22 protein-coding genes and 1 riboswitch are annotated in these 26,214 nt (G+C 45.9%); of the genes, 6 read left to right on the top strand and 16 right to left on the bottom strand.

All coding sequences use genetic code 11. The features are described 5' to 3' along the window. Positions 1-102 precede the first annotated feature (102 nt). Positions 103-296, bottom strand: a riboswitch (cobalamin riboswitch). A gap of 86 nt (positions 297-382) precedes the next feature. Continuing rightward, positions 383-1,288 carry a LysR family transcriptional regulator gene (locus ACFODW_RS11820; RefSeq protein ID WP_390306670.1) on the bottom strand — a complete coding sequence of 302 codons (906 nt, stop codon included), beginning with the start codon at positions 1,286-1,288 and terminating at the stop codon, positions 383-385. A gap of 134 nt (positions 1,289-1,422) precedes the next feature. On the opposite strand from ACFODW_RS11820, the gene gdhA reads away from it, so the two are divergent. Next, positions 1,423-2,802, top strand: a complete 1,380-nt coding sequence (gene gdhA / locus ACFODW_RS11825) for an NADP-specific glutamate dehydrogenase (protein ID WP_390306672.1) — start codon at positions 1,423-1,425, stop codon at positions 2,800-2,802. A 144-nt stretch (positions 2,803-2,946) separates the two neighbouring features. Here gdhA and ACFODW_RS11830 read toward each other — a convergent pair whose 3' ends face one another. The 7 genes from ACFODW_RS11830 to ACFODW_RS11860 all read right to left on the bottom strand — a co-directional run bounded on the left by ACFODW_RS11830 (position 2,947) and on the right by ACFODW_RS11860 (position 8,906). Then, the gene (locus ACFODW_RS11830) at positions 2,947-3,741 is read right to left on the bottom strand and encodes an ABC transporter ATP-binding protein (RefSeq protein ID WP_390306674.1); all 795 of its coding nucleotides are present in this window, start codon (positions 3,739-3,741) and stop codon (positions 2,947-2,949) included. Beyond that, positions 3,741-4,727 (bottom strand): ABC transporter permease, encoded by a 987-nt coding sequence (locus ACFODW_RS11835; RefSeq protein ID WP_390306676.1) that lies wholly within the window; start codon positions 4,725-4,727, stop codon positions 3,741-3,743. The genes ACFODW_RS11830 and ACFODW_RS11835 overlap by 1 nt, the downstream gene beginning before the upstream one ends. Before the next feature lie 71 nt (positions 4,728-4,798). Continuing rightward, entirely contained in the window at positions 4,799-5,800 is a 1,002-nt protein-coding gene (locus tag ACFODW_RS11840; RefSeq protein WP_390306678.1) for an ABC transporter substrate-binding protein, read from the bottom strand. Positions 5,801-5,988: 188 nt separating this feature from the next. Continuing rightward, the gene (locus tag ACFODW_RS11845) at positions 5,989-6,465 is read right to left on the bottom strand and encodes a thioesterase family protein (protein WP_390306680.1); all 477 of its coding nucleotides are present in this window, start codon (positions 6,463-6,465) and stop codon (positions 5,989-5,991) included. Positions 6,466-6,479: 14 nt separating this feature from the next. Then, positions 6,480-7,454: a 3-hydroxyacyl-CoA dehydrogenase NAD-binding domain-containing protein gene (locus ACFODW_RS11850; RefSeq protein WP_390306682.1), complete on the bottom strand. Its 975-nt coding sequence runs from the start codon at positions 7,452-7,454 to the stop codon at positions 6,480-6,482. A 1-nt stretch (position 7,455) separates the two neighbouring features. Further along, the gene (locus tag ACFODW_RS11855; RefSeq protein ID WP_390306684.1) at positions 7,456-8,349 is read right to left on the bottom strand and encodes a BKACE family enzyme; all 894 of its coding nucleotides are present in this window, start codon (positions 8,347-8,349) and stop codon (positions 7,456-7,458) included. After that, complete coding sequence (locus ACFODW_RS11860; protein WP_390306686.1) at positions 8,346-8,906, bottom strand: GbsR/MarR family transcriptional regulator; 561 nt, start codon at positions 8,904-8,906, stop codon at positions 8,346-8,348. Before ACFODW_RS11860 ends, ACFODW_RS11855 begins: the two co-directional genes overlap by 4 nt. A 273-nt stretch (positions 8,907-9,179) precedes the next feature. Here ACFODW_RS11860 and ACFODW_RS11865 point away from each other — a divergent pair, with 273 nt between their 5' ends. Then, complete coding sequence (locus tag ACFODW_RS11865; protein ID WP_390306688.1) at positions 9,180-10,772, top strand: BCCT family transporter; 1,593 nt, start codon at positions 9,180-9,182, stop codon at positions 10,770-10,772. A gap of 42 nt (positions 10,773-10,814) precedes the next feature. Here the strand turns inward: ACFODW_RS11865 and ACFODW_RS11870 are convergent, their stop codons facing one another. The 5 genes from ACFODW_RS11870 to ACFODW_RS11890 all read right to left on the bottom strand — a co-directional run bounded on the left by ACFODW_RS11870 (position 10,815) and on the right by ACFODW_RS11890 (position 16,034). Further along, a complete protein-coding gene (locus ACFODW_RS11870; protein WP_390306864.1) occupies positions 10,815-11,633 on the bottom strand; it encodes an MBL fold metallo-hydrolase in 819 nt (272 codons plus the stop codon). A gap of 127 nt (positions 11,634-11,760) precedes the next feature. Then, the gene (locus ACFODW_RS11875; protein ID WP_390306690.1) at positions 11,761-12,372 is read right to left on the bottom strand and encodes a DUF421 domain-containing protein; all 612 of its coding nucleotides are present in this window, start codon (positions 12,370-12,372) and stop codon (positions 11,761-11,763) included. 174 nt (positions 12,373-12,546) lie between these two features. Further along, positions 12,547-14,025 carry a Mur ligase family protein gene (locus tag ACFODW_RS11880; RefSeq protein WP_390306692.1) on the bottom strand — a complete coding sequence of 493 codons (1,479 nt, stop codon included), beginning with the start codon at positions 14,023-14,025 and terminating at the stop codon, positions 12,547-12,549. Positions 14,026-14,258: 233 nt separating this feature from the next. Next, on the bottom strand, positions 14,259-14,831 hold the full coding sequence (locus tag ACFODW_RS11885) for a hypothetical protein (RefSeq protein ID WP_390306694.1): 573 nt from the start codon (positions 14,829-14,831) through the stop codon (positions 14,259-14,261). Between the two features lie 9 nt (positions 14,832-14,840). Further along, positions 14,841-16,034, bottom strand: a complete 1,194-nt coding sequence (locus ACFODW_RS11890; RefSeq protein ID WP_390306696.1) for an Alp7A family actin-like protein — start codon at positions 16,032-16,034, stop codon at positions 14,841-14,843. Between the two features lie 357 nt (positions 16,035-16,391). On the opposite strand from ACFODW_RS11890, the gene ACFODW_RS11895 reads away from it, so the two are divergent. Then, a complete protein-coding gene (locus ACFODW_RS11895) occupies positions 16,392-17,783 on the top strand; it encodes an alanine/glycine:cation symporter family protein (RefSeq protein WP_390306698.1) in 1,392 nt (463 codons plus the stop codon). A 216-nt stretch (positions 17,784-17,999) separates the two neighbouring features. Here the strand turns inward: ACFODW_RS11895 and ACFODW_RS11900 are convergent, their stop codons facing one another. Continuing rightward, positions 18,000-20,048 carry a catalase gene (locus ACFODW_RS11900; RefSeq protein ID WP_390306700.1) on the bottom strand — a complete coding sequence of 683 codons (2,049 nt, stop codon included), beginning with the start codon at positions 20,046-20,048 and terminating at the stop codon, positions 18,000-18,002. A 515-nt stretch (positions 20,049-20,563) separates the two neighbouring features. On the opposite strand from ACFODW_RS11900, the gene ACFODW_RS11905 reads away from it, so the two are divergent. Both ACFODW_RS11905 and ACFODW_RS11910 read left to right on the top strand, forming a co-directional pair. Beyond that, positions 20,564-21,859, top strand: coding sequence for a GGDEF domain-containing protein (locus ACFODW_RS11905; RefSeq protein WP_390306702.1), 1,296 nt, complete (start codon positions 20,564-20,566; stop codon positions 21,857-21,859). Positions 21,860-21,899: 40 nt separating this feature from the next. After that, complete coding sequence (locus ACFODW_RS11910) at positions 21,900-22,793, top strand: EamA family transporter (protein WP_390306704.1); 894 nt, start codon at positions 21,900-21,902, stop codon at positions 22,791-22,793. 126 nt (positions 22,794-22,919) lie between these two features. Here ACFODW_RS11910 and rlmN read toward each other — a convergent pair whose 3' ends face one another. Next, positions 22,920-24,005 (bottom strand): 23S rRNA (adenine(2503)-C(2))-methyltransferase RlmN, encoded by a 1,086-nt coding sequence (rlmN, locus tag ACFODW_RS11915; protein ID WP_390306706.1) that lies wholly within the window; start codon positions 24,003-24,005, stop codon positions 22,920-22,922. Between the two features lie 244 nt (positions 24,006-24,249). On the opposite strand from rlmN, the gene ACFODW_RS11920 reads away from it, so the two are divergent. Further along, the gene (locus tag ACFODW_RS11920) at positions 24,250-25,266 is read left to right on the top strand and encodes an LLM class flavin-dependent oxidoreductase (RefSeq protein ID WP_390306709.1); all 1,017 of its coding nucleotides are present in this window, start codon (positions 24,250-24,252) and stop codon (positions 25,264-25,266) included. Positions 25,267-25,302: 36 nt separating this feature from the next. Here the strand turns inward: ACFODW_RS11920 and ACFODW_RS11925 are convergent, their stop codons facing one another. Beyond that, positions 25,303-26,097, bottom strand: coding sequence for an ion transporter (locus ACFODW_RS11925; RefSeq protein WP_390306711.1), 795 nt, complete (start codon positions 26,095-26,097; stop codon positions 25,303-25,305). Positions 26,098-26,214 lie beyond the last annotated feature (117 nt).

Raw genomic sequence — 26,214 nt, forward strand, 5'->3', positions numbered from 1 at the left:
GGCGCAACATAAAAAGCCGCTCACCCTCACAGGATAAACGGCATAAAACGGCATACGTGACCATTGACGTCGGCCGTTTCAATAATCCCGCACCCCGGAGAAATGAAACATGGAGTTACGGCAGGTCTCCTGACTCGTGCTTCCACCTCCAGGGGCCTTCCAACACAATCTTCTTATCAGCAGATTGCATTGTGGCCATTCCCTTTCGTCCACACTTACAGTTGCGGGGGCAGTTCCAGATTCCAACTGGATTCCCTATTAAGGCATCACATGCCACCATAACTCACTACACTACATATAGTATTTTTAATATTAATGATTCACAATATATCGTACCCTAAATTAGCTTATGGGTAAACATATATGCAACAAATACCCTTCCTTAATTCTGAAACCGCTCCAGTCTGGTAAAGAATTCTTTCAGAAAGTCATAGAATACTTTCTCAGTAGGCAGGAGCTGCCGGTCTTTTGGTATAATGACGCCCACCGTCCTTGCCACGTTTGGTTCTCTTACTGGAACCTTAACGGTAGCTCTGGGCAGACTGTCCACCAGTGTAATCTCTGGTACCAGAGTAACACCAAGACCCGCAGAAACCAACCCTTTGATGGCATCAATATCTTCCCCTTCAAAGGAGACTTCCGGATCAAATCCCAGCTGGTTGCAAGCATTGATGATCAATGTCCTAAGGATATAATTTTCCGGGAACAGGATAAACTGGTCGCCTCGCAGATCATTCAAGGTCAAGGATGGCGATTGGGCAAATCGATGGCTTGCCGGCAGAAGAGCCACCATGTTTTCGGTAAACAGAATAGCCCCCTTCAGCTTCTTTTCATTCGTGGGCACCGGCCCAAGGAGGGCCATGTTGATCTCCCCGTTCGTTACGGCCTTCTTCAGTTCATGATAGGACCCCTGTTTTAGTTTGAATTTCACATCGGGGTAACGTTCCCGGAAGCCTGAAACAGCGGTCGGCAGCATGTATGCCGACAGGCTGCTGGGGAATCCGACATGCACTGTGCCTCGCTCCGGGTCGGTATATTCCTCAATCACCTGGGCAGCATCATCGATGGCATGGATAGCCTGTTCCATATGCTCTTTAAATACCCTGCCGATTGGAGTGAGTTTGACCGTTCTGCCTTCTCTGATAAACAAGGAGACCCCAAGTTCCTGCTCCAGGTTGAAAATTTGCCTGCTTACAGCCGACTGGGCAATATGTAAAGCATTGGCCGCTTCCGTCACGTGCTCCCGCTTAGCCACTTCCAGAAAATATTTGATCTGTTTCAATTCCATAGAAAGCACCTCATTTCATTCATCTCAAAAAAGCATTAAAGCAATCTATAATTCATATTGTTGATATCTATCATAACATGTAAAATTAACAGTATATTGTTTCAACTACAAACAAGGAGGTCACAGATGCTATTATGACGAATTTAACGAACGTAGCCCCAGAAAAGAATCAGAAAGTACAGCAATATGTAGACGAAGTCTATTCTAATATTGTAGAAAGAAACCCTAACGAACCTGAATTTCACCAGGCCGCATCTCTAATCTTCAAATCCCTCACCCCTCTTTTGGAGAAGCATCCTGTTTATATGGAGAAAGGTATACTCGAACAGCTTTCAGAACCGGAAAGAATGATCACCTTCCGTGTCCCTTGGGTGGATGACCAGGGGAAAGTGAGAGTAAATCGTGGATTCCGCGTCCAGTTCAATAGTGCGATCGGGCCATATAAAGGTGGATTACGGTTCCACCCTTCTGTAAACCAAAGTATCATAAAATTCCTCGGCCTGGAACAAATTATCAAAAATTCTCTGACAGGACAGCCAATCGGCGGCGGTAAGGGCGGCGCAGACTTTGATCCCAAAGGGAAATCAGACAATGAAATTATGAGATTCTGCCAAAGCTTCATGACAGAGCTTTCCAAGCATATTGGGCCAAACACCGACATTCCAGCTGGCGATATTGGTGTAGGAGCCCGGGAAATCGGCTACTTGTTTGGCCAGTACAAGAAAATGCGCAGCGAATACGAAGCAGGTGTTTTGACCGGAAAAGGACTGGAGTACGGTGGAAGCCTTGCCCGAAAAGAAGCTACCGGTTATGGAGTCATCTACTTCATGAAAGAAGCCCTTAAAGATCGCGGCTTAGCACTATATGGCAGCACTTTGGTCATTTCCGGATCCGGCAACGTCTCCATCTATGCCATGGAAAAAGCAAAGGAACTCGGCGCAAGAGTGGTTGCCTGCAGTGATTCCAGCGGTTATATCGTTGATGAAAATGGAATCGACCTCGATACTATCAAAGAAATTAAAGAAGTGAACAGAGGGAGAATCAGCGATTACATTGAAACACATCCACATGCATCCTTCTATGAAGGCTGTGAGGGAATATGGTCAGTGCCTTGCGATGCTGCTCTTCCTTGCGCGACTCAGAATGAGCTGGACGAACAAGCAGCACATCTGCTAATTAAAAATGGTGTAAAGGCAGTTGCAGAAGGAGCAAATATGCCATGTACGTCTGAGGCAATTGATGCCTTCATCGAGAATAATGTATTATTCGCACCTGCGAAAGCTGCTAATGCAGGCGGAGTTGCTGTCTCTGCTCTGGAAATGGCACAAAACAGCATGAGGCTCAATTGGAGCTTCCAAGAAGTAGATGAAAAACTGCAAAAAATCATGAAAGACATCTACAAAAACTGTGCGGAAGCTGCTGAAGAATTCGGTGCCCCAGGCAATCTCGAAATCGGCTCCAATATTGCCGGTTTCAAAAAAGTGGCTAACGCCATGGTTGCACAGGGAGTTTAATCAAACATAGCTCAGGAAGGATTTCCTCTTTGCGGCGAACGGGTTTTACTCATGCCCCTGAATAGATTTAAGATCGAATTTCATACTTTTTGCCACTCACAAAAACGAGAGCTTACATGTAAGCTCTCGTTTTTGTTTTTTAATTCATCCAAGGACTGCTCTGTCACTCTCCATCTGGGAACCTTTTATGCGTTTAAACTCGTAAAGGAGATCCTCTACCGTAAGCTTCTGCTTTCTCTCTCCACTAGCCTCAAAGATGATCTCACCCTTATCCATCATAATCAAGCGATTGCCAAGGTCCAGAGCCTGCTGCATATTATGAGTCACCATCAAGGTAGTTAATCCTGCTTCCTGGACGACCTCTCCTGTCAGATTCGTAATCAGCTCGGCACGGGAAGGGTCCAATGCCGCAGTATGTTCATCCAGCAAGAGGATGTCAGGCTTGGTAAAGGTAGTCATCAGCAGGGAAAGGGCCTGCCTTTCCCCACCGGACAAGAGGCCGACCTTGGCAGTGAGCCGGTTCTCCAATCCAATATTAAGGGTAGAGAGATGTTCACGGAACAACTTCTTCCGTTTTTTATTCACCCCAAGCCGCAGCCCCCGCTTCTTATTCCGTGAGTAGGCCATGGCCAAATTCTCCTCTATGGTCATGGAAGGGGCGGTCCCGGCCATAGGATCCTGAAATACACGGCCGATTAAAGAAGAACGCTTATATTCCGGCAGATGGACCACCTGTTTTCCGCCAATTAATACATCCCCTACATCCGGTATCAAGGCCCCTGATATTATGTTCATCAGTGTGGATTTACCGGCCCCATTACTGCCTATAACTGTCACAAAGTCACCGGTTTCCAAGGTCAGGTCAATATTCCTTAATGCTTTTTTCTCATCCGGTGTATTTTCATTGAAAGTAATTGATATGTTGCTAAGCTCAAGCATTACGAAACCTCCTTCACCTGGCGTGTAAGCTGATTCCGCTTGGCCAGGCGCCGCTTTTTCTCTTTTCTCACCTGTATCAGCTTAGGTGCCACCAATGCACCAATGACAATGACCGCCGTAATCAATTTCATATCCCCGGTTTCCAGGAAATCGACACGCAGTGCCAAGGTAACGATCATCCGGTAGATGACCGCCCCGAGAATAACTGCCAGAGTTGCCCTGGCTATTGTCTTGGTGCCAAATAATGCCTCCCCGATAATTACAGAGGCCAAACCAATCACAATCATCCCGATTCCCATATTGACATCAGCGAAACCGCCATGCTGGGCGATCAAGCCGCCGGACAGGGCAACAAGTCCATTCGACAGCCCTACTCCCATAATGGTAAGTGTATCAGTATTGGCAGACAGGCTGCGGATCATGCGTTTATTGTCGCCAATTGCCCTCAATGCAAGGCCGACTTCTGTTTTCAAGTAGTAGTCCGTTAGAAATTTAATCAGCAGCGTAACCACCGTCATTACAAGGAAAATCGCCCAGGTAGACGGAAGACGTTCAAGTCCTGTGATGGAGAGCATTCCATTCAGTACGGAATCCAGACCAGTCATTTGCCATACAGATTCCAATTGGGTGAACAACGTAGTCTCACCAAGCATGGATAATGTCGGCTGCCCTAGAATCCTTAGATTGATGGAATATAAAGCGGTCATCATCAATATCCCGGACAGTAAGGCGTTGATCTTCCCCTTGGTATGCAGCACTCCTGTTACACAACCGGCCATAAATCCGGCAACTGCAGCCAGCATTGTTGCCAAGATGGGAGGGACCCCATTTATAATTGAAATACCGGCAACCGCAGCACCGGTAACAAAGCTTCCATCTACTGTAAGGTCAGGAAAATCGAGCACCCGGAAGGTCAGATACACCCCCAAGGCCATCAAGGCATAGATAACACCTGATTCCATTGCACCAAATAACGATATAAACATATTCTCCCTCCCAAGCTAATCATGAAGTAAAAAGATGGGAGCCAGGCTGTACCTGACTCCAACTGTTAAAATTATTCCGTTTCCACCAAATCAGCGGATTCCTCCCACTCGTCCTTCCATTCCACACCCTGCTCCTCGGCACCTTCTTTATTGATAAACAACTGGATTTCCGGAGGATACTCGGGAGGAATCTCGCTTGGATCCTTCTTCCCCGTCAATATTTCAGCAGCCATTTCCCCTGTCCGATAGCCAATTGTATGGTAGTCGATCCCAAAGGTTGCAAATCCACCTTTGGCAAGGGAATCAGGTTCGCCCACAATAAGCGGGATGTCCTGGTCATTGGCAACCCCGACTACACTGTCCAGAGCGGAAACGACCGTATTATCTGTTATGATATAGAAGACATCTGCATCCTCAACAAGTGTGGTAGCTGCCTGTTGCACTTCCGCGGAATTGGCTACTGTCCGTTCTTCAATGGATAATCCAGTACCTTCTGCGGCAGCCTTGACACTTTCCACTTGATTCACGGAGTTCTGCTCTCCGGCATTGTAGATCATTCCCACAGTAGCATCTGGGAAGTTGCTTTCAATAAATTCCACAGTAGCGTCTATTTGTTCCGGATGGAGATCCACTACACCCGTAATATTGTCCCCGGCTTCATCCATCGATGGCACCAGGCCGGCATCCACCGCATCTGTGACCGATGTAAAGAGAATCGGAATTTCCCTGGTTGCCTGCAGAGCGCCAAGTGCACTTGGTGTCGAGTTGGCAAAAATCAAATCGACATTATCAGCGACGAAGCCGTCTGAGATCGGTTTGACATTATTCTGGTCATTTTGGGCACTTTGGAAATCATATTCCACCTCAAGCCCGGCATCTGCCAGCGCATCCTGGAAACCACGGTAAGCCTCATCCAAAGACGGATGCTCCACAATCTGAGTGGCACCAACCCTATAGGTATTCTCTCCCCCGTCCGATTCGCCGGACGTTCCATTTGCAGACTCTTCTTCCGAGCCGCATGCTGATAATATAAACATAGATATAACTGCTATAACACTTAAAAACTTTCTCATCTTCTTCCCCCCTATTAAATATGGTGCCTGAATATTTAACCGTGATTATATCATACTTTTTAACTATTATCGATAATATTCCGAAAAAACTTTTATGATTTATTACATACACGCTTTAAAGTGTTAAAGCAAAAAATAAGTGGACATAGATGTAACAAAGCACTGCCCCGGAGGACAGTGCTTCTGCATTATTTTTTTCTTCTGATACCGATAACTCGGCCTGCTTCTGCAGGTTTTTCATCGGGCATACAGGCTTTGGCAAGATCCTCCACCTGAGTGAAAATCTCGTCCGGAAATGGGCTTGGCCGGCCTGTTGTCTGGTCTATTCCCATCAGCATTTGTTCACTAGTGGCTGCACGTCTGCCATCGGGCCCATATAATTCAAAAAATACATGTGCCCTTTTCGCATCATAATCCAGCATTTGCAACTGAACCTCTAGCGGTTCATCCAACTTCAATTCATTCAAATAGCAAACATGCGTTTCCATTGTATAAATGGTATAACGGTTTTCTTCCCGGAAATCATCGGTAATGCCAATCATTTTCATGAACCGGTCGACTCCCCAGCTGAACACACGTACATACTCCGCATCATTCATATGTCCATTGTAATCCACCCATTCGGGGCGTACTTTTTCCTCAAGAATCACTTTAGCATCTGACATGGGATTCCCCCTTTTTATCTGGATCCTTTGACTGTGGCAGCAGGCCAGTATTTCTCCAGCAGTTCCTGAAGTTCGATCAGGAATTGGTCTCTGCGCTCTTCCAGTTCTTCCATGCTGACATTTTCTGTCTGTTTCTCCGTACCTGTGATCACTTTTTCCGCGAGTTCATCTGTCAATTCGGGAGCTTCCAATTTAGTCCAAGGCAGCTTTAGTGCCGGGCCGAACTGTTCGAGGAGATGGCGCATGCCTTGCTTGCCCCCACCCATATGAAGAGTGAGGAAAGGACCCATCAAAGCCCAGCGCAGCCCAGGTCCGTAGACAATGGATGCATCCACTTCTTCTGTGGTAGCCACCCCATCATTAACAATATGAAGGGCTTCCCGCCATATTGCCTCCATCAACCTGTCCGCTACATGTCCTTCAATCTCGTGTTCAATAATAAGAGGTTTCATATGAAGGCTGTTATAAAAGGACTCTGCCTTTTCAACGAAATTACGCTCAGTCTGCTTCCCGCCGACAAGCTCCACCAATGGCATTAAGTAAACTGGATTAAATGGGTGGGCAACCATTACTCTCGCCGGCTGGATCTCACAGTCTGCCTGCAAGGTGCTTGGCAGAATCCCGGAGGTGCTGGATGCTATGATTGCTCCCTTTGGCGCATGGCTGTCGATCTGGGCAATGACCTGGCGCTTCAGATTTTCACGTTCGGGTACATTTTCCTGGATAAAATCAGCGTCCTTGACTGCTTGGGCCAGATCCGGTTCGAAAGACAGATTATTGATGGAAGCACCTTCAGCTAATCCCACCTTCTCCATGGATGGCCAAGCCTGCTTCACCGCTGCCACTGTACGTTCTTCTGCGGCAGGGTCAGGATCACTTGCTGTCACGTGATAGCCGTTGGCAAGAAAGCGGGTGATCCAGCCATTGCCGATGACCCCAGTTCCTACTACCGTTATATTTTTTATGGATGTCTGTTCTTCTGCTGTCATATTAATCCTTCTTTCCATTAGGTTTTCTGAGGTTCATCTTTTCACGGGCTTCGGCCGGAGACATCACATCGGAACCAAGACTTTGAATAATGCCTACCGCCTTATCCACTAATTGTTCGTTCGTTGCCAGCTGGCCTTTTTTCAAATACAGATTGTCCTCCAGGCCAACCCGGGCATTACCTCCCTGAAGCACGGACTCGGCTACGATCGGCATTTGCATACGTCCGATTCCAAAAGCAGCCCAGGAAGCATTTTCCGGCAGTCTGCTCTTCATATAGGAGATGGTCTCTGCATCGGCATCTGCTCCCCATGGTATCCCCAGGCAGAATTGATACATCGGGCTGCCTTCCACCAATCCTTCTTGAACCAATTGATTGGCAAAGCGGATATGTCCTGTATCGAAGCACTCCAACTCAGGCTTTACACCGCTATCTTTGATAAGCTGGGCCTGTTTCCTCAACCAATCAGTCGGGCTGATGTACACTTGGTCCCCAAAGTTGACACTTCCACAGTCCAATGTACAAATCTCCGGAAGCAAAAGACCTACCGGCTCATGACGCTCTTCCGGTGTCTGCATATCTGTTCCCTCTCCGCCTCGTGCAGGATCGTCCGAGCCTGGCACCCAGTCACCGCCGCCACCAGCTGTTATATTGATGATCACATCTTGATCCGCTTCACGGATTCTTTCCACGATTTCTTCAAAAAGCTTTACGTCATGGCTCAGCTTACCTGTTTTTGGATCTCTTGCATGTACATGGGCGATAGTAGCTCCGGCCTTGGCCGCTTTTATTGCTGAATCTGCAATCTCCTTAGGTGTTACCGGAACATGTGGACTCTTTTCCGTTGTTTCCCCTGCACCAGTTACCGCACAGGATAGGATTACATTTTTATTCATCGTTGTTTTCCTCCATTTTCATCCGAATTTATGTGTTTTGGTACATGATCAAATATTTCTCCGCTTTCAAAGAAGGCAACCAGACGCTTGATCCAGTCATAATAGGACATCCATTCATGCATTTCGCGCAGAATTTCATTTACCAGCTGTTCATCTTCATCAGTGAGGTCGCCCTTGCTCTCTATGTCGTCTATCTTACTTCTTAACCGTTGTTCAAAGTGGGCATTTTTATTTATGGCCTTATTCCATGTGGATGTAAACAAGGAAACAAAGGTCTGATAATAGTCCTGCTCCACTTCATACAGATCTTTGCGCACACCTTTGCGGAAAGCCCGTTCCGCTATATTCAAGTCGATCATCTCCCGGACAACCTGGCTCATTCTTGTTTTGCTCATACCAGTTTCCGCAGAGAGCTCATCTAGTGTCATCGGCCTTCTTTCCATATAGATGATCCCGAGGACACGCCCCACGGTGGCAGACACACCGAAAGACTGCATATTATCAGTAATTTTTTCGATAAACTGTTTTTTCAGCTGTTCCGCTTTTTCACTAGACATACCACTCACCCTTTTCTGTCTTAGCAAACTCTATCATGCTTCAAAAAAATTTAAAAATACCATTTAACCTAGGATTTTTGAGCATACTAAAGGAAATCGAAGAGAGAACTCCATAAACTTTATAAACAAAAAAGTTTATAAAGTTTACGGGGTTGTACCTGGCCATTCCATTTGTTACCATAAGTCAGGCTTATGAAAACCCGCAAACTAGGGGATTTTCGACATGTTTTAACCAATTTATCAACATGAGAACAGGAAAGGAATGGGTAATATATGAATTCTAAACTGATTGATTGGCCCACGTTTATCGGGGCGTTAATCGTTCTATTCAGTGTTGTGCTTCCGTTAATCTTTTTTCCCGAAGCCGGAGCGGAAGTCATCGACACTGCAAACAACTTTATGACTGGAAATTTTGGGGTGCTGTATCTCATGCTGGGGATGGGGGCCTTGATTTTCCTCATATATGTAGCTTTCAGCAAAAACGGCCAAATAAAACTGGGGAACAGAGAGGTGAAGAGGGAGTTCGGCACCTTTTCCTGGGCGGCCATGCTGTTCTCTGCAGGAATTGGCTCCAGTATCCTATACTGGGCAATGATTGAATGGGCCTACTATTATCAAGGTCCTCCATTTGGTGACACGCCGGAAACCCAGCAGGCCATTGAATGGGCATCCTCTTATGGGATCTTCCACTGGGGACCCTTGGCTTGGGCAATTTACACATTGCCGGCACTGCCAATCGCCTACTTTTATTACGTACGGAAAAAACCGGTGCTGAAGATCAGTGAAGCTGTCCGTCCAGTACTGGGAAAATATGTCGACGGACCGGTTGGTGTCATTGTGGACATTCTGTTCATTTTTGGTCTGCTCGGAGGGGCAGGAACGACATTGGCACTAGGTACCCCGATGATAGCAGAAGGTGTGAACGATATGACAGGCATTCCTGTCAACTTGGGACTACAGGCAGCCATCATGCTGTTATGTACCCTTATATTTGCTTTCAGTGCCTACTCAGGGCTCCGCCGGGGTATTCGTGTATTAAGTGATATCAATCTGGTGCTAGCCATCTTTATTCTACTGTTCATCTTCATCTTTGGGCCGACGGTATTCATCAGTGAAACTACTTTTTCAAGCTTTGGGGTAATTGCCGATAATTTCTTCTCTATGTCCACCTGGCTTGAACCAATGGCACATATACCCGGCTATGAAGAAACTGGATTCCCTGAAGCCTGGACTGTTTTCTACTGGGCTTGGTGGGTCGTATATGCTCCATTTGTCGGCTTGTTCGTAGCCCGGATTTCACGCGGGAGGACTATTAAGGAAATGATCCTCGGCACCATGATTTATGGTACGCTCGGATGCATTTTGTTTTTCGGCATCATGGGAAACTTTGGGCTTTACCTGCAGCTGACCGGAACTTTTGATGTAATTTCTTTCATGAATGAAAACGGCGCTCCAGCGGCAATAATTGCCATTCTCCATGAACTTCCGCTGTCTGTGCTGATCGTCCCTATTTTCGTCGTACTGGCCATCTTGTTCCTGGCAACCACCTTTGATTCGGCCTCCTATATACTGGCCGCAGTGGCACAAAGAACTGTCAAAGGCGGAGAGCCGCTGAGGTGGCATCGGATGTTCTGGGCTTTTACCCTAACCATCCTTCCACTGGCACTGATGTTCATCGGTGGGCTGGAGACATTGCAAACGGCAAGTATTGTCGCCGGTTTCCCTGTCATGTTCATCATGCTGCTCCTTGCCTGGTCCTTCATCAAGGCATCCAATGAGGATATCCGAGCTCATAGGAATTATCAGCCGCCGACCATCTATCTGGAACCGCGGGACATTGTAGAACGAAAAAGGGAAAGAAAATAATCCATAGGAAAAGGATGTACGGAGTTATCCGTACATCCTTTTTTATTTATCGCCATCCACATATTTTCCATGATCAGGGACAGCTTTTTCCTTGAACGTCCTGGCCAGTTCAGCCAGTCCCTTCTCCAATTCTTCACCAGTCATCGGCTTCCCATGGCCTGTAGCTGCATGAAGCGGCTTGAGCTCTGCCAGCTTCTTCACTGATTCCTCAGCATCCTCCCAGTTAGGGGTGTAGTATACAGGAGGTCCATTTATCTCTTTTTCCTGTTTGACCACCTCGAACATTTCGTCCTGTTTAACCGTTGTAAAGGCATCTCCAGCGATTAATGTTCTATCCGACTCGCGGAAGAGGGAAACATGTCCTGGCGTATGGCCCGGTGTATGATACCATTTCCAACCTGGCATTTCCGGAATACTACCTTCTTGGGGAAGTTCCTTCACATAACCGCCCAAATCCACCGGTTCATTCGGAAACATCTTTGATAACTTAGCTACTGTCCCTCCGTCCACTGTAGGGTCGGGCTTATCATAGGAAGTCTCGCCGGTAAGATAAGGAATCTCTAATGGATGTGCATAGACACTGACTTTCCACTTTTCCGCCAAATCCGGCAATGCACCGACATGATCAAAGTGCCCATGGGTCAGGATAATTGCGCTGGGTACAGCTCCCTCTCCATACAGCTCTTCTGCTTGTTCAATGATTTTATCTGCAGACCTTGGCATTCCTGCATCCACTAAAACCCAACCATTTTTTTGATCTCGATTTCCGACAAAAAACAGATTTACAATTTGATTGGTATAGCAGTATACATCTTCTCCGACCAAGTGTGTTTTTCCGCTCTCTGTTGATGTGAGAGGCATTACCCTGTCACCATAAGGATTATTTGCCAATATTATCCCTCCATGTTCTTTTTACTATTCTTTTTCCGTAATTCCGATGGTTCAAACACTACCTGCTTACTTCCAAGCCATATAAAATACTCCGCCATCACTGCAAGTGGTTTGGCGGAGTATTTTTATGGCTTTTCCTTTTCACCTCTGCAAACAGGTTCTCCTGTTCATCCGGCGGCAGCGGCTGTGGAGGGACACTGCTCTGCTCGAGTAGAAGGTCAATCCGCTGATTAAGCTGCTGCAATTCCTTCTTGGTAACAGGCTGTGCCTCTTCCTTCAGCACAAATCCGACCTGCCCGTTCGGCTCCAGTGTCGCCCATTGTACATCACTGATCCTGGTTACATTTTTCTCTCGGAGGTTCATCTCCAATTGATCCACCGTAAGCCGAACCTTCCGAAGGTTTCCCTGCTGAATCTGCCCATTTTCTATTAATACTTTCGATTTCCCGGTTATCAGGCTTTCAAAAAAGTCTCCCTTTATCTGGACAAACTCCAAGACGATCAGACTCAGTACCAACACCGCACCGACCCCCAGAGTTACCCAGACATTCTGGCCGGCAACAGGCTGGATTAGCAATGAACCTATACCGATCATGATTACCGTCTGTGCCAGTGTCATCTGGGAAATGGATTTTCTTCCCGCAAATCGCAGGAGGAATGTCCCACCCAGGATAATAACTACAGCTTTCCAAACTAAATCCCATTCCATTAGCCTCAACCCTTATTGTAAGATAGTCTCCTGCTTATTCTTCCAATAATCAGCTGTCTTATTCCCCGGGAAATAGATCCAAACAACTCATTTCTGCCGGACAAGAGCCTTCCAATAAAAAAGTCTGCTCCGATGAATTATCAGAGCAGGCTGTTTAAAAGCATTTTCTATTGATTACTGGGATCCAAGCTTTTCTTGGACAATTCCCGATGCATCATCCATGCCTTGGCATCCAGCCAAGAGAATAACATCATCCTTTCGGGCTCTTCCAATGGATTCATCAATGGAATCAGGCAATTCATCATACAGCTTTACGTTGATTCCCGCCTTGTCCATTACCTGTAGGAATGCATCAAGCTCCTCTTCCGTAACTTTATCCTTTGAAGTCGTGTTAGACACGCTTTTCGTGGCTATAATTTCTTTCAGATTTAGCTTGGCTGCCCATTCAGCAATAATCTCCGCATTATCCCTGTTGATCTCCGGACCTCTTTGACCCCGGATAGCATATACCAGGTGGAGATTAGAGAACTGCATTTCCGTTAAAGTTTCCAGGGTTACTTGAATATTTCCAGGGTTGGCAAAATGATCATCGACGATTTTAAACCGGTCCTCATAGATGAACTCGAACCTTCTCGGAACCCCTTTAAATTCCTTCATTGCCCGTTGGATGTTCGGAATGGAAACCCCGCTTAACAACCCGATAACGATGGCCACCATAGAATTATAAACCGAATGAAGGCCCGGGACGGAAAGCTCGATATCAAATTCCTCCGGCTGATATACCTTGCCATTAGCCTGGAAGCCTTTTTGGATGACAAAAGTAAAGCGAGCTCTTCCTGTACTCAAATCAAGATCTTTGCAGTACGTATGGCCTTCTTTATTGTTGACTCCAAAGCTGATTACCGTGGCTTGGGTCTGGTCGATGAGTGATGCTGAATATTCATCATCCAAATTGAGCACAGCATAGCTGTCTTTCGAGGCACTCGTTATCAGGCTGGATTTAGCCGCAAAATACTTCTCGAACGACCCATGGGTATCTATGTGCTCTTCACTGATATTATTCAGTGTCACAATATCATAGTCCACCGATTCCACCCGGTACATCTCCAATGCAGCGGATGAAGCTTCCATCGTGACATGGGAGACATCATTTTCCACCATCTGCTGTAGGTGATATTGCAGATCCAATGACTCAGGGGTTGTCAACTCTGATGGAATGGACTTTTCTCCATTCTTGATATTGACTGTACCTATCAATCCGGTTTTTAACCCTTCCTGTTCCAGGATGGCGTTTGCCATATAGGAAGTGGTTGTCTTGCCATTGGTTGCCGTAATACCGATCATTTGCATTTTTCTGGAAGGATGGCCGTAAAACTCAGCTCCCAGCTGGGCAAGTGCTTTTCGGGAATTTCCCACACGGAACTGCGGGATATCTATATGGTCTTGTATCTCTTCCACTACCGCCACTTCTGCACCATTTGCCACCGCATCGGCAAGAAACTGATGCCCATCCGTGCTATACCCTTTTACACAGACAAAAAGATTCCCTTTGGAAACTTTCTGCGAGTGATAGGATACCCCTGTCACGTCAATATCATATATAGTGGGATTGTCCAATAAATCAATGGATTTAAATAAATCCTGCAAGTTCATTTTTCTACCTCCTATTCCAGCCGCTATCATAAACAGCAGCCTGGCTCCCAGCTTTTTTATGTAACCTGAAGGCTACTTGCATTTACATCTCTTCCTGATACATTCTTTACTAAACTAAAATTATAGCATATCAAGCTAATAGAATGCCAACACTCCAATTGCCCCCACCCTTTAAGAGAGTGGGGGCAATTTAACATTTATTCATCCTCACACTTGTATCGAAGCCTCGGAACTTACTTATTCATACTGGAGAAGAAATCGGCCAATGGATCATCTTCCTCGGCTCCCTCTTCCGGCTCACCGGTTCCCTCATGAATATCATCCAGAATATCCATCCCGATGTCATCTAAGCCTGGTTCGGCGGTAGCAGCTTCCTCCATCTCATGATCCTCAGAGGTTTCTGGCTGTGCCCCTTCATCATTCCCTTCCGGTTCTTGTTCCTGCAGATAAAGCGCCTGATCAATATCCGTAGTGTTGCTGTTAAGTGAAGCAAGCAGTGTCGTCGCACGCATGGGATCACTTAACAGCTGATATAGGATGGTACCGATCAATGCTTCTGAATGTTCATGCTTCAGCCAGCTTTTCTGCTCTTTCGTCAGCTGTTTTGGCAAAGGGATCGTAATGGTCTCTTTCTCTCTCGAATAGGTCTCATTCACACCCTTTAGGACAAATTGGGCAATCTGACTGGAAAAGTTTCTCCGTTCGGTATCTTTCAATTTCTGCAGTTGCTTCAAGAGGTAATCAGGTGTGTCAGAGGGGACACGAAATGTGATGGTCTGTCCCCGCTCTATACTCTTCTTTGCCATCATCTCACCCTACTTAGCTGATTTTTCTGCGGCTTTTTCTGCACCTTTGTTCTCATTTTTATGCTCGGATTTCGCCTTTTTCTGCACATGGTCCATAATCAGTTTGTAATAGGCGTTGGCCATCATCCAAATGCTTTCCTGCTCATCTTCAAAGAATTCAATATTGAAGCCATCCATTTTATTATTCAAAGCTTTTATATAGTCTTTCAATACTGCCGAACCACCGCCGACAAAGTAACAGATCTCCGACTGGGAATTCTTCTGCCATACATTGCGGAGGAAGCGATACTCTTTCTTCGCCAGCTCTAGAAGAATATGGTCGGTGATATCATGGACATTCGTTCTGCTCCCTTTCACCATGATATGATGACGGTCATTTTTTCTGGTGATAATATCTACCACATCCCGGCGGCTGTCCAACTCAACGCCATGCTTGGAACGGATCTCTTCACGGATCTGTTCGAGGGATTCAGATACACCCAGGTTGAATCCTTGGGCCTTATCATCATCCACATTACGATTGCGGATGACAGCAATATCCGTCGACAGCCCGCCAATATCCTGAATAAGAATCTGCTTGTCAATCAAATCTTTGTTGATCACTTTCAGATCATTGTCCATGATCAAGTTGACATATGCGGCGAACCCTTCCGGATAGACCTTCACTTCATCAAATTTTATATTCACTTTTTTGCCTTGATGCTTTGGTGTAACAAGAAACTCTACCTGATGGACAGAACCGAGCAGTTGGGAACGGTAACCCACGTCTTTCCCTTCTTTTACTTCTCTAAGAGGCAAACCTGTCCCGAGGGAATAATTTGCATCGATGACATTCCCTTTCCCAGGCTGTGCCGATCCATTTGTAACTGCATCCAATGCAATGGCCGTGAAAAGCATTACAAGTGTCTGATCCTCTTCAGACTTGCTGCTCCCTGGATCCAGCTCCTGGGAGTTCGTACTTTTTGTAGCCAGGTTTCCTACTCTATAAACTGCATTGTTGTCCTCCAACGCAGGGGAGTGTATCCGTATATGGATATTATCCATTACATCTTTATCATCCAGTTCCTCTATCCCGATGACGGGACGATCCTCAAAGTCTGGAGCGATGACATTGGGTATGTATAATTCTTTCTCCATTTTTCCAAAGTTTGCTTTTAAGGCATCATTTCCTACATCAACTGCAGCTATTCTCGAATTATTCATTAAACAAGTTCCCCTTCCAATTTAAATAGGTGGTTAATTAATAGAATACTAGCTATGGGTAAAATTAGCAATCACAACTTTTTTGTGTACGAACCAGTGTACATGTACACTTATTATGTGTACAAGAAAACATTTTTGTACCCGTTGATAAAAAAACATGCATACGACTTTGTACACATGTAAACATAATTGTACGCAAATGTTTACTTTTTGTTTACAAGTGTACTAAAAATGTAAACACCGAAAATCCAGCCGAATTTTTCTTTTTTCAACGCCCTCATCTAACTCGCAAAGAATAAAAATTTCAAAAAAGGGTATGCATTAATAGATTAAAAATATAGTTTGGGGATGATAAAAATGGAGATTTTTGAAGCTGTAGTGGCATCTGTGTCCGATTTTCTATGGACATATGTGCTGTCTATTTTGTTATTAGTCACAGGAGTGCTTTACTCATATCGATTGAACTTCTTCCAGCTGCGTATTTTTCCGCATATTTTGAAGAATACAATCGGCCAAGTATTCAAGAAGAATCGACATATGGGCACCATCACGCCTTTTCAGGCATTCACCTCGGCATTGGCATCCACTGCGGGTGCGACAAATATTGTCGGTGTTCCTATAGCTATAGCGTTGGGCGGTCCCGGCGCACTATTCTGGATGTGGCTTGTAGCTTTAATTGGAATGGCGACAAAATATGGCGAAATTCTGCTTGGGATGAAGTACAGAGAAAAGAATGACAAAGGAATATGGGTAGGCGGGCCACAGTATTACATCCGAAAAGCACTGGGTTGGGATAAAGTTGCGACATTATTTGCATTCTTACTGATGCTTGAGTTGATTCCCAGTACCATGGTCCAGTCCAATTCAATATCGACACAATTAGAGGGTACTTTTGGATTTTCTCCAGGTATCACAGGCATCATTGTTGCTATGCTAATCGGTATTATCGTTTTCGGGGGGATCAAGCGAATATCAAAGGTTACAGATAAGATGGTTCCCTTCATGGTAGTTACCTATCTTTTATTCGGATTAATAATAATAGGGATACATATCGATGAACTCCCAGATGCCATTGGGCTAATATTCACGCATGCATTCACCCCAATATCCGCTGCAGGGGGCTTCGCAGGTGCAGGAATTGCCCAGGCTCTGCGTTGGGGAATGGCAAGGGGTCTGTATTCCAATGAAGCGGGTGTCGGTACGGCTCCGATTGCACATGCGGCCGCCCAGACAGATCATCCTTCTAAACAGGCTTTTTGGGGAGTTTTCAGTGTATTTGTCGATACTATTGTGATTTGTACAGTATCAGGCCTTGTAGTTCTTGTAACGGGGGCATGGCAGGAAGTGGGGCCTGAGCAGGCTTCCATTATGATTAGTGTGGCATATGGCAGTGTCTTTGGTGAAACGTTCGGGGGTGCATTCATTGCCATTTTCCTATTGTTCTTCGTCATCACTACCATCGGCATTCTCATATTCTATGGGGAAAAACAAGCTGAATATCTCTATAGCCTGAAAGCAGCAAAGGCTATGCGGATTGTCTACTTGGTTTCCATCTATATTGGGGCGATAGGAGGCTTGCAGTTTATTTGGCAATTGGTAGACGTTATGCTTGCGCTTGTGGTCATCTGCAACGTCATACCGATGATTTTCCTCAGTAAGGAGGTGAAGAGCATCAACGATGACTATATGCATCGCATTTATAGAGGAAATGGCGGAGATCCCAAAGTAACGTTATTCTATAATAGATAAATCTTGTTTAGTGGAGGCTGCCGCTTCGGAAATATGCTTCGCTAAATTAGTTGACTGTTCATCATCTGAATTAAAAGTTAAGTGATGTACAATCCTCACTTATAGCATCAGGGACCGATCATATGGATGAGGGAAGCTTCCCCGGCCGCTAGGGGAGACTCAAGATATAATGGAAAAGGTGCTGGAACAACTGCCCAGCACCTTTCTTTGTGTTTATTAATCTACTTTTCTTCCCCAGTATCTATGGGCAGCCACAGCATCAACGAAGCGTGTTACAAAGCTGTCAGGATCTTTTTCCGTGATGACTCCTTCCTGGTCGGCCATCTCATTCTCTTTAATCAGCTGCTCCCCTTCATGTGTGGCACCTATCGGTTTGAAGTGCTGATACATCTCCTGCAAGTAATAGGAAGCATTCTGGCGGAACTTTTTATCGACCTGGACACCGGCCACAACATAAACAGAATCAAACAGCACAGGATCGGCCGTATCGAACCTTTCTTCCGCTTCCATATCTTTGCCTTTAGCAGCTTTTACCTTCCCCTGTTTGTCGCTGATGATCACAGGCTCGATGCCCTTATCTTCCAGTCCTTCAACAATTTTTTTTACCTCAGAACCGTTGAACCCTTCGCCCAGCAGCACCGCTGTCGTGCGTGTATCAGGTACTTTAGTCGTGTTCTCCTGACTGAGTGCTGGAGAGGCTTTGCTAATCTCGGATCCGCCGCTTTTTGGTGGTGTAACCCCAATATTCTCCGCCACTTCCTGGGCCATCTCCAGATTCACATGGGAGAACATATCCACTACCTGTTGGCGGATGTCCTTACTTTTACATTTTCCAAGCTCAAAGCTCATTGCCTCTTTGATATGTTTCTTCTCAGGCGCACTCATACTATTATAGAACATGGCTGCCTGGGAAAAATGATCTTGGAAGCTTTCACTCCGGGCCTGCACTTTTCTTCCGTCTACTTTTTCCTGATAGTGCTGATAGCCGCCGTCTTTCGGACCGACCGTCGATGGGGTATTGTTCCAAAGCGAGTTCTTATGATAACTTACCTGCCCCTTGTTGATGGTCTGCCTCATAAACCCGTCCCGCTGATTATTATGGAACGGACAAACAGGCCGGTTGATCGGAATCTCATGGAAATTTGGCCCGCCGAGACGAAGCAGTTGGGTATCCGTATAAGAGAAGAGCCTTCCCTGAAGTAATGGATCATTGGTAAAGTCTATGCCGGGTACTACATGCCCCGGGTGGAAGGCTGCCTGCTCTGTCTCAGCAAACACATTGTCAACATTCCGGTTAAGCGTCATCTTGCCGATAATTCTAACCGGAACATCTTCCTCCGGCCAGATCTTCGTAGCATCGAGAATATCGAAATCAAATTTGTGCTCGTCTTCTTCATCGATAATTTGTACACCAAATTCCCATTCCGGGTAATTTCCTTTTTCTATGGATTCATAAAGATCTCCGCGATGGAAATCCGGATCCTTCCCATTGATTTTCTGTGCTTCATCCCAGACAACAGAATGTACACCAAGCTTTGGCTTCCAGTGGAATTTCACGAAATGCCCTTTTCCTTTCTCGTTTACGAAGCGGAAGGTATGTACACCAAAACCTTCCATCATTCTGAAGCTGCGAGGAATTGCCCGGTCTGACATATGCCACATGATCATATGTGCCGTTTCCTGGTTATTGGCTACAAAATCCCAGAATGTATCATGGGCGGAAGCAGCTTGTGGTATCTCATTATGCGGCTCCGGCTTGACTGCATGAATCAAATCGGGAAATTTGATCGCATCCTGGATAAAGAACACCGGAATATTGTTCCCGACCAGGTCGAAGTTCCCTTCCTCTGTGTAAAATTTGGTGGCGAATCCTCGCACATCCCTTGCCAGTTCTCCAGAGCCCTTGGAGCCTGCAACAGTGGAGAAACGCACGAAGACAGGTGTTTTTGTACCAGGCTTCTGCAGAAACTTGGCAGCCGTATAATCTTTCATAGATTCATATAATTCAAATTCCCCATGGGCTGCAAATCCCCTGGCATGGACAACCCGCTCAGGAATCCGTTCATGGTCAAAGTGGGTCATCTTCTCCCGAAAATGGAAGTCCTCCATTAACGTGGGACCTCTTTCTCCAGCTTTCAGCGAAAATTCATCTTCTGAGACCTTTACCCCCTGATTGGTTGTAAGCTCTTTACCTTGATCTTCTGTCCGGAACTGCTCCAGCTGTTCATCCTTACTGTTGCCGTCGACTTTTCGCTTATCCTTCATAAATACTGTCCCTCCTAGAGAGTTATTGGTAAATATCCCCAAGTAGTCTATTCCACCAATAAATATCCTCTAAACACGGAAGACAGCCATTCTTTAAACTTGCTAATCAGAATTCCCCCAATAAATTGCATATACTGGCACGATCTGTTTTATGTCCAACTCTTTTTACAACCCTCCGACTTTATGTATAAAGGGCGTAACCCTCCTTTAGCTACTTCAGCCGGTTTCGGATGATTGGTCCTGCTTGCTTTTCTCCGCCACTTTTTCTTTTTCCTGCATAAATATGTACTCCTTTCATAACATTTGTGATAAGGTCTCTGCGATAGCTGGTTCTCTATGTAATCCATGACTGCATGTTTCACATATCGGCCTATATTTCCGGGGAAATATGAACAGTTTTGAAAAAAAAAGAAATAAGCTTTTTTACTCTCCACTTTGTGGTATGATAGTTCTAAATTCTAGAATAAAATAGTAAAATATACCCATTTATGTACGATGCGAGGAGATGGCTGAAGGTGCTGAAACTGAAGGTCTATATTTTTTCCCTGTTTTGTGTGTCCGCTGTCATTGCGGGGGGCTATGGCCAAATCAATGTAGAGATGTCCATATTCCTTCCTGCCTTTTTCATTTTCCTGTTCTTTTCATTCTTGTACTCTCACACGAACCTGCAGGATAAGAAGGGGAAAGTCACGATCGACTACGGATTAGCTTATGGTTTGGCTTTTGTCCTGTTTGCAGGCCCCGCTGGTGCATTCCTCTTTGAAACGGTCTACCGTTTCCTCCAATTTTCGTACCGATCTATGAAGAAAACTGGGGACAAGGACGAATTATTGCATACCTTTTATAACATAGGGGCATTCAGTTTATTCCATTCGGCTGGATATTTCTTTTTTTACATGCTGTATCCTATAGTGGAAGGGCTACCATTCGGTTTTTGGCTGCTGCTCGCCACTCTAGTGATATTCCAATCCATCCTCTCCGATACCTCTCTTGCTGCTGTCCTTTACATATCCGGAGAAATTAACTCAAAAGAGGAGATAGCCGACTTCTATAAGAGCCGAAGCCTTTTGGATATGGGGAAAACTCTCTTTTCCAATGGACTTCTTGCAATCTTTCTGATCGGCGGGGATTTTGATATGGTAATCGCCCTGTTTCTGCTTAACTATATGGTTACCCGCTCCCTCATCCTCAAATCGCAGACGGTCCAGCATAAAATCGAGCGGGATAAATTCGAAGAGATGGCTTATACCGACTACCTCACGAAGACCTATAACCGGGCATATATGAGCAAGGTGGCAGACGAGTTGAGAACTGTTCGGGAACACGTCGCCGTGGTAGTCGCCGATATTGATGACTTCAAACGAATCAATGACACGTTCAACCACCATGTTGGCGACCAGGTCATCCGCCATGTCGCCGATACGTTTACAGCCTTTCTGCATCCCGGAGATTACCTCTTCCGCAGCGGCGGGGAAGAATTCACCCTTTTTCTGCGAGGGAAAAGTTATCAGGAATGCATGTCTCTGATGAAAGAAATACAGCTTTCCATTGGACAAACACCCGCTAAAGCCGATTATCATTCCGAGGATCTCTCCATCTACCTAACCTGTTCTTTCGGCATGTTCTTCTTCGAAACGAACTGTGGCACTGACATGAAGAATGCCTATATCCGGGCAGACGATCTGTTGCTGCATTCCAAAAGTATCGGAAAAAACCGGCTGAGTGCTGAAGACTCCACGGCTTCACTGGCCACGTCGGGGATTAAACGGGCAGACGAAATTTTACCCGAAAACCTGCCAAATTCGTCGTGAAATATGTTAAGATAGCCTTGCATTAAAGGAGGCGATTCGCATGCATAAAAACAAAGGAATTCTTTTCGTGTTAATTGGTGCGGCAAGTTTCGGTTTTACTCCGATATTTGTAAAAACCGCATTTGCCAGCGGCTATTCACTGGGTCAGCTTAATATCGCCCAGATGGCTGTTGCCTTTTCCTTTTTATGGATCATTGCTGTCGCCCGTCGATCCAGTTTCAAGGGACTCAGTAGAACGAATACCATTAGACTGCTGATAACCGGTGCATTTGTCGGTTTAACCAGTGTCTTTTATTACGGGTCCATTCAATATCTCCCCGCATCTTTGGCAATTATCCTGCTGTTCCAGTTTGTCTGGATCGGGATCATCTTCGAGTGGGTCTTCTCTAAAATAAGGCCGACCATCCTGACATTGGGCGCTATTTCTCTGATTCTTACCGGGGTGTTCCTCGCTTCCGATGTCATCGGAGGCACCATTCAAGATGTCCCTATTATCGGTGTGGTATTGGGACTCCTTTCAGCATTCTCCTATGCCGGCTTCATCTTCTTTAGCGGCAAGGCTGCTACAACAGTCGATCCATGGATCAGAAGTGCCATTATGGTGACAGGTTCGCTTGTATTAGTTCTAGTTCTTTTCCATGGCGACCTGGCTTCCGTACCTTCTGGAGGAGCCGGTTTATGGCTGCTGGCCTGCGGTGTAGGCCTGTTCGGTGCTGTACTGCCACCTTTGTTCTTTGCATTGGGAGCACACCAAGTCCCAGACGGTCTCGCCAATATACTGAGCTCAGTGGAGCTTCCTGTGGCAATCATCTCGGCCAGCCTGATTCTTTCCGAAGAAGTCACCGTGCTGCAATGGGGAGGCATTCTCCTGATTCTCGGAGCGATTGTGTTGAATGAGCTCGGAAGCATGAGACTGAGATACAGGATGAAATAGCCTAAGCTGAAAGACAGCAAAGGACAGTGCCATTGGCACTGTCCTTTGCTTTTTGTATAAACTATTACGGCCTGCAAATCGCTTACCACAGGACGGAAATCCATATATAGATGCTTTTTTTATCTACTATACCACTTTAGATCTAGCCGGCTTCTTTTGTTTCTTGATCTGTTTACTGCGAAGCTGGCCACAAGCTGCATCAATATCTGCACCATTCTCCCAGCGGACACCACAATGGATCCCATAGCTCTTGAGTGTTTCAAAAAATGCCTGGATAGTCTCCGACTGGCTGCGCTGGTACTGATTATGCTCATCGACCGAATTGTACGGAATCAAATTGACATAGGCCAAATGCTTATGGTTCTCCAGCAGTTTGGCAAGCTCTCTGGCTTCCTGTTCATGGTCGTTTACATCCCTTAGCATGATGTATTCATAGGTGATCCGCCTGTTTGTCTTCTCCAAATAGTACTCAATGGAATCCATCAGCTTTTCGATTGGGAAGGCCTTGTTGATTTTCATGATTTGCGAACGCAATTCATTGTTCGGTGCATGGATGGAAATAGCCAGGTTGACCTGTGTCCCCTCATCTGCGAAGTCACGGATCTTATGGGCAAGCCCGCTGGTAGAAACCGTGATATGACGGGCACCAATGTTCAGCCCTCTATCATCATTGACAACATAAATGAAGTCCATCAGATTATTATAATTGTCAAATGGTTCACCAATTCCCATCACAACGATATGGCTGACTCGCTCCTCTTCTCCTTTGGCATCCAGGTGCTTCTGTACATTCATGATCTGCTCCACGATTTCTCCGCTGGACAGGTCACGGCTCTTCGTCAGCAGCCCGCTTGCACAGAAGGAACAGCCGATATTACAGCCGACCTGTGTAGTCACACAGACACTTAGTCCATAATTGAACCGCATGAGCACTGTTTCAATCAAATTTCCGTCTGCCAGGCGGAATAGGAATTTAATGGTTCCATCCTTTGACTCCTGCTTGATTTCCTCGCCCAATGTATGCAGGACAAAGTTCTCCTCCAGCAGGGTGATTGTTTCCTTATTTACGTTCTTCATTTCCGAAAACTCTGCGACCCTTTTTTTATAAAGCCAATTCCAGACCTGGTCAGCACGGAATTTCTTTTGGCCGTTTTCCACCAGCCAATCCGTGAGCTGATCATATGTCAGTCCGTAAATGGATGTTTTATTCATCATATACCTTCTTTCAATGCTTATTGCTATCTTACATATTACTTGATGTCAAGCTTTGTGGCAAATGGTTTTTAAAGGAACCCCCAATAGAATCGGCAGCAGCTCAATATTCCCTCCCCCCCTTTTATAAGAATGGTTGGTCTTGAGGTGGGAAGCATAGACGTAACTACAAGCTGAAAAATGGACGTTTATCTGCAGACATCGTATCATTTCCATTAAGATACCTTTAAAGGAGTGAGAAGCAGTGACTTCTGAACATATAAGAAAGTTTAACCAAATTCCCCTCTCCGTACTCGATTTGGCGCCAATAAAAGAGGGAAGCAATCCGGGGGAATCCTTCAAAGAAAGTGTGGCTCTTGCACAGCATGTGGAAAAGCTTGGCTTTAACCGCTACTGGCTCGCGGAGCATCATAATATGCCGGGGATTGCCAGTTCCGCTACATCTGTATTGATCGGCCACATTGCCGAGAATACGGAGCGTATGCGGATTGGCTCTGGAGGAATCATGCTGCCGAACCATGCAACACTGGTTATTGCAGAGCAATTCGGCACACTTGAATCCCTCTTTCCAGGCCGTATCGACCTAGGGCTCGGCCGCGCCCCGGGCAGTGACCAGGCAACAGCCTATGCCCTCCGCCGTACACTGAACACCGGACCGGAAGATTTCCCGATGCAGGTTAACGAATTGCAGGATTATTTTGCTGATGAACCTGTATCAAGAGTGAAGGCAGTTCCCGGACAAGGGCTCGACATTCCTATCTGGCTGCTGGGTTCCAGTGATTTCAGTGCAAGGCTTGCAGCACAAAAAGGGCTGTATTTCTCATTTGCCAGCCACTTTGCACCGCAATACACCATCCCTGCACTCCAGCTGTACAGAAAGCATTTCCAGCCGTCCGATACGCTTAAGAAGCCCCATGCCATGGTAGGAGTAAACGTTATAGCAGCGGATACCGAAGAAGAAGCAAGATATCATGCCTCCTCCCTGCAGATGAGCTTCCTGAACATAAGGAAAGGGAAAAATACCAAGCTGCAGCCGCCTGTTGAAAATATGGACGATGTATGGTCACCAATGGAGAAAGCAGCCGTCCAAGAATCCCTCGACCCTCGAACCACCATTATCGGCACCAAGGAGACAGTACGAGAAGGCCTGCTCAATTTCCAAAAGGAAACAGAGGCTGACGAAATGATCATCACTTCGCAAATTTATGACATGAAAGCCCGTCTGCGTTCCTACGAGATCATCGGGGAACTGATGGAATAGTAAAAAAAGCGCCGCAACTTGAAATGCGGCGCTTTTTTATCTCTTTCCTTTTTCTCTCTCTATCATCTCTTTCAATTCCTTTAATTCTTCATGCACTTCTTCCAGCTTGACATCCGTCGGGTTGGGGTGCTCGTCCCGTGCCGCTTCCTCCACACTGTTGACAACAACACCGACAAACAAGTTAATGATGACAAAGGCACCGATAATGATAAAGGTTACAAAATACCACCAAGAGGACGGAACTTCTGCCAATATTGGCCTCATGACACCACTTGCCCATGATTCCAATGTGATAACCTGGAACAGCGTAAGGAAGGAATCATGCAATGTGCCAAAATACTCCGGTGCAACCGATTGGAACAGCATCGTCCCGATCACCGCGTAAATATAGAAAAAGATTCCCAGAAGCAGCATGATGGTCCCCATGGACGGAATGGTCAGCAACAGTGCGTTCACCATACGGCGCAGTGACGGGATAATCGATACAGCGCGAAGTACGCGGAGCACACGGAGCACCCTTAGAACTGTAACATAATGGCCGCCAACAAAGAGATGGCCGCTCGCAACGATGACAAAGTCAAAAACATTCCAAGGGTCTCGGAAAAAGGAACCGATCGTCCTGCTGCCGATCAGCCTGATAAGTATTTCAATCGTAAATATCCATAAGAGAATCTGATCTACTATGTAAATCCATGACCCATAATTTTCAGCAATATACGGGTATGTTTCCAACCCTACCAATACTCCATTTATTAAAATAAGGACAAAAATCGTGTTTAAAAAATACGGATGTGCCGCTAGTTTTCCGGCATTCACTCTTAAACTACCCATTAATCAAGACATCCTCCTCCATTTTCCTATATTTTACTGGGTATCCACTCGTTTGTCATCTCTCGTTTCCCTTCAAACTGTCAGATTATCCTCTGCAATTGTTTTATTTTGCGAAGA

The organism is Virgibacillus sediminis, from assembly GCF_042643265.1.
Lineage (GTDB): Bacteria > Bacillota > Bacilli > Bacillales > Amphibacillaceae > Virgibacillus_O > Virgibacillus_O sediminis.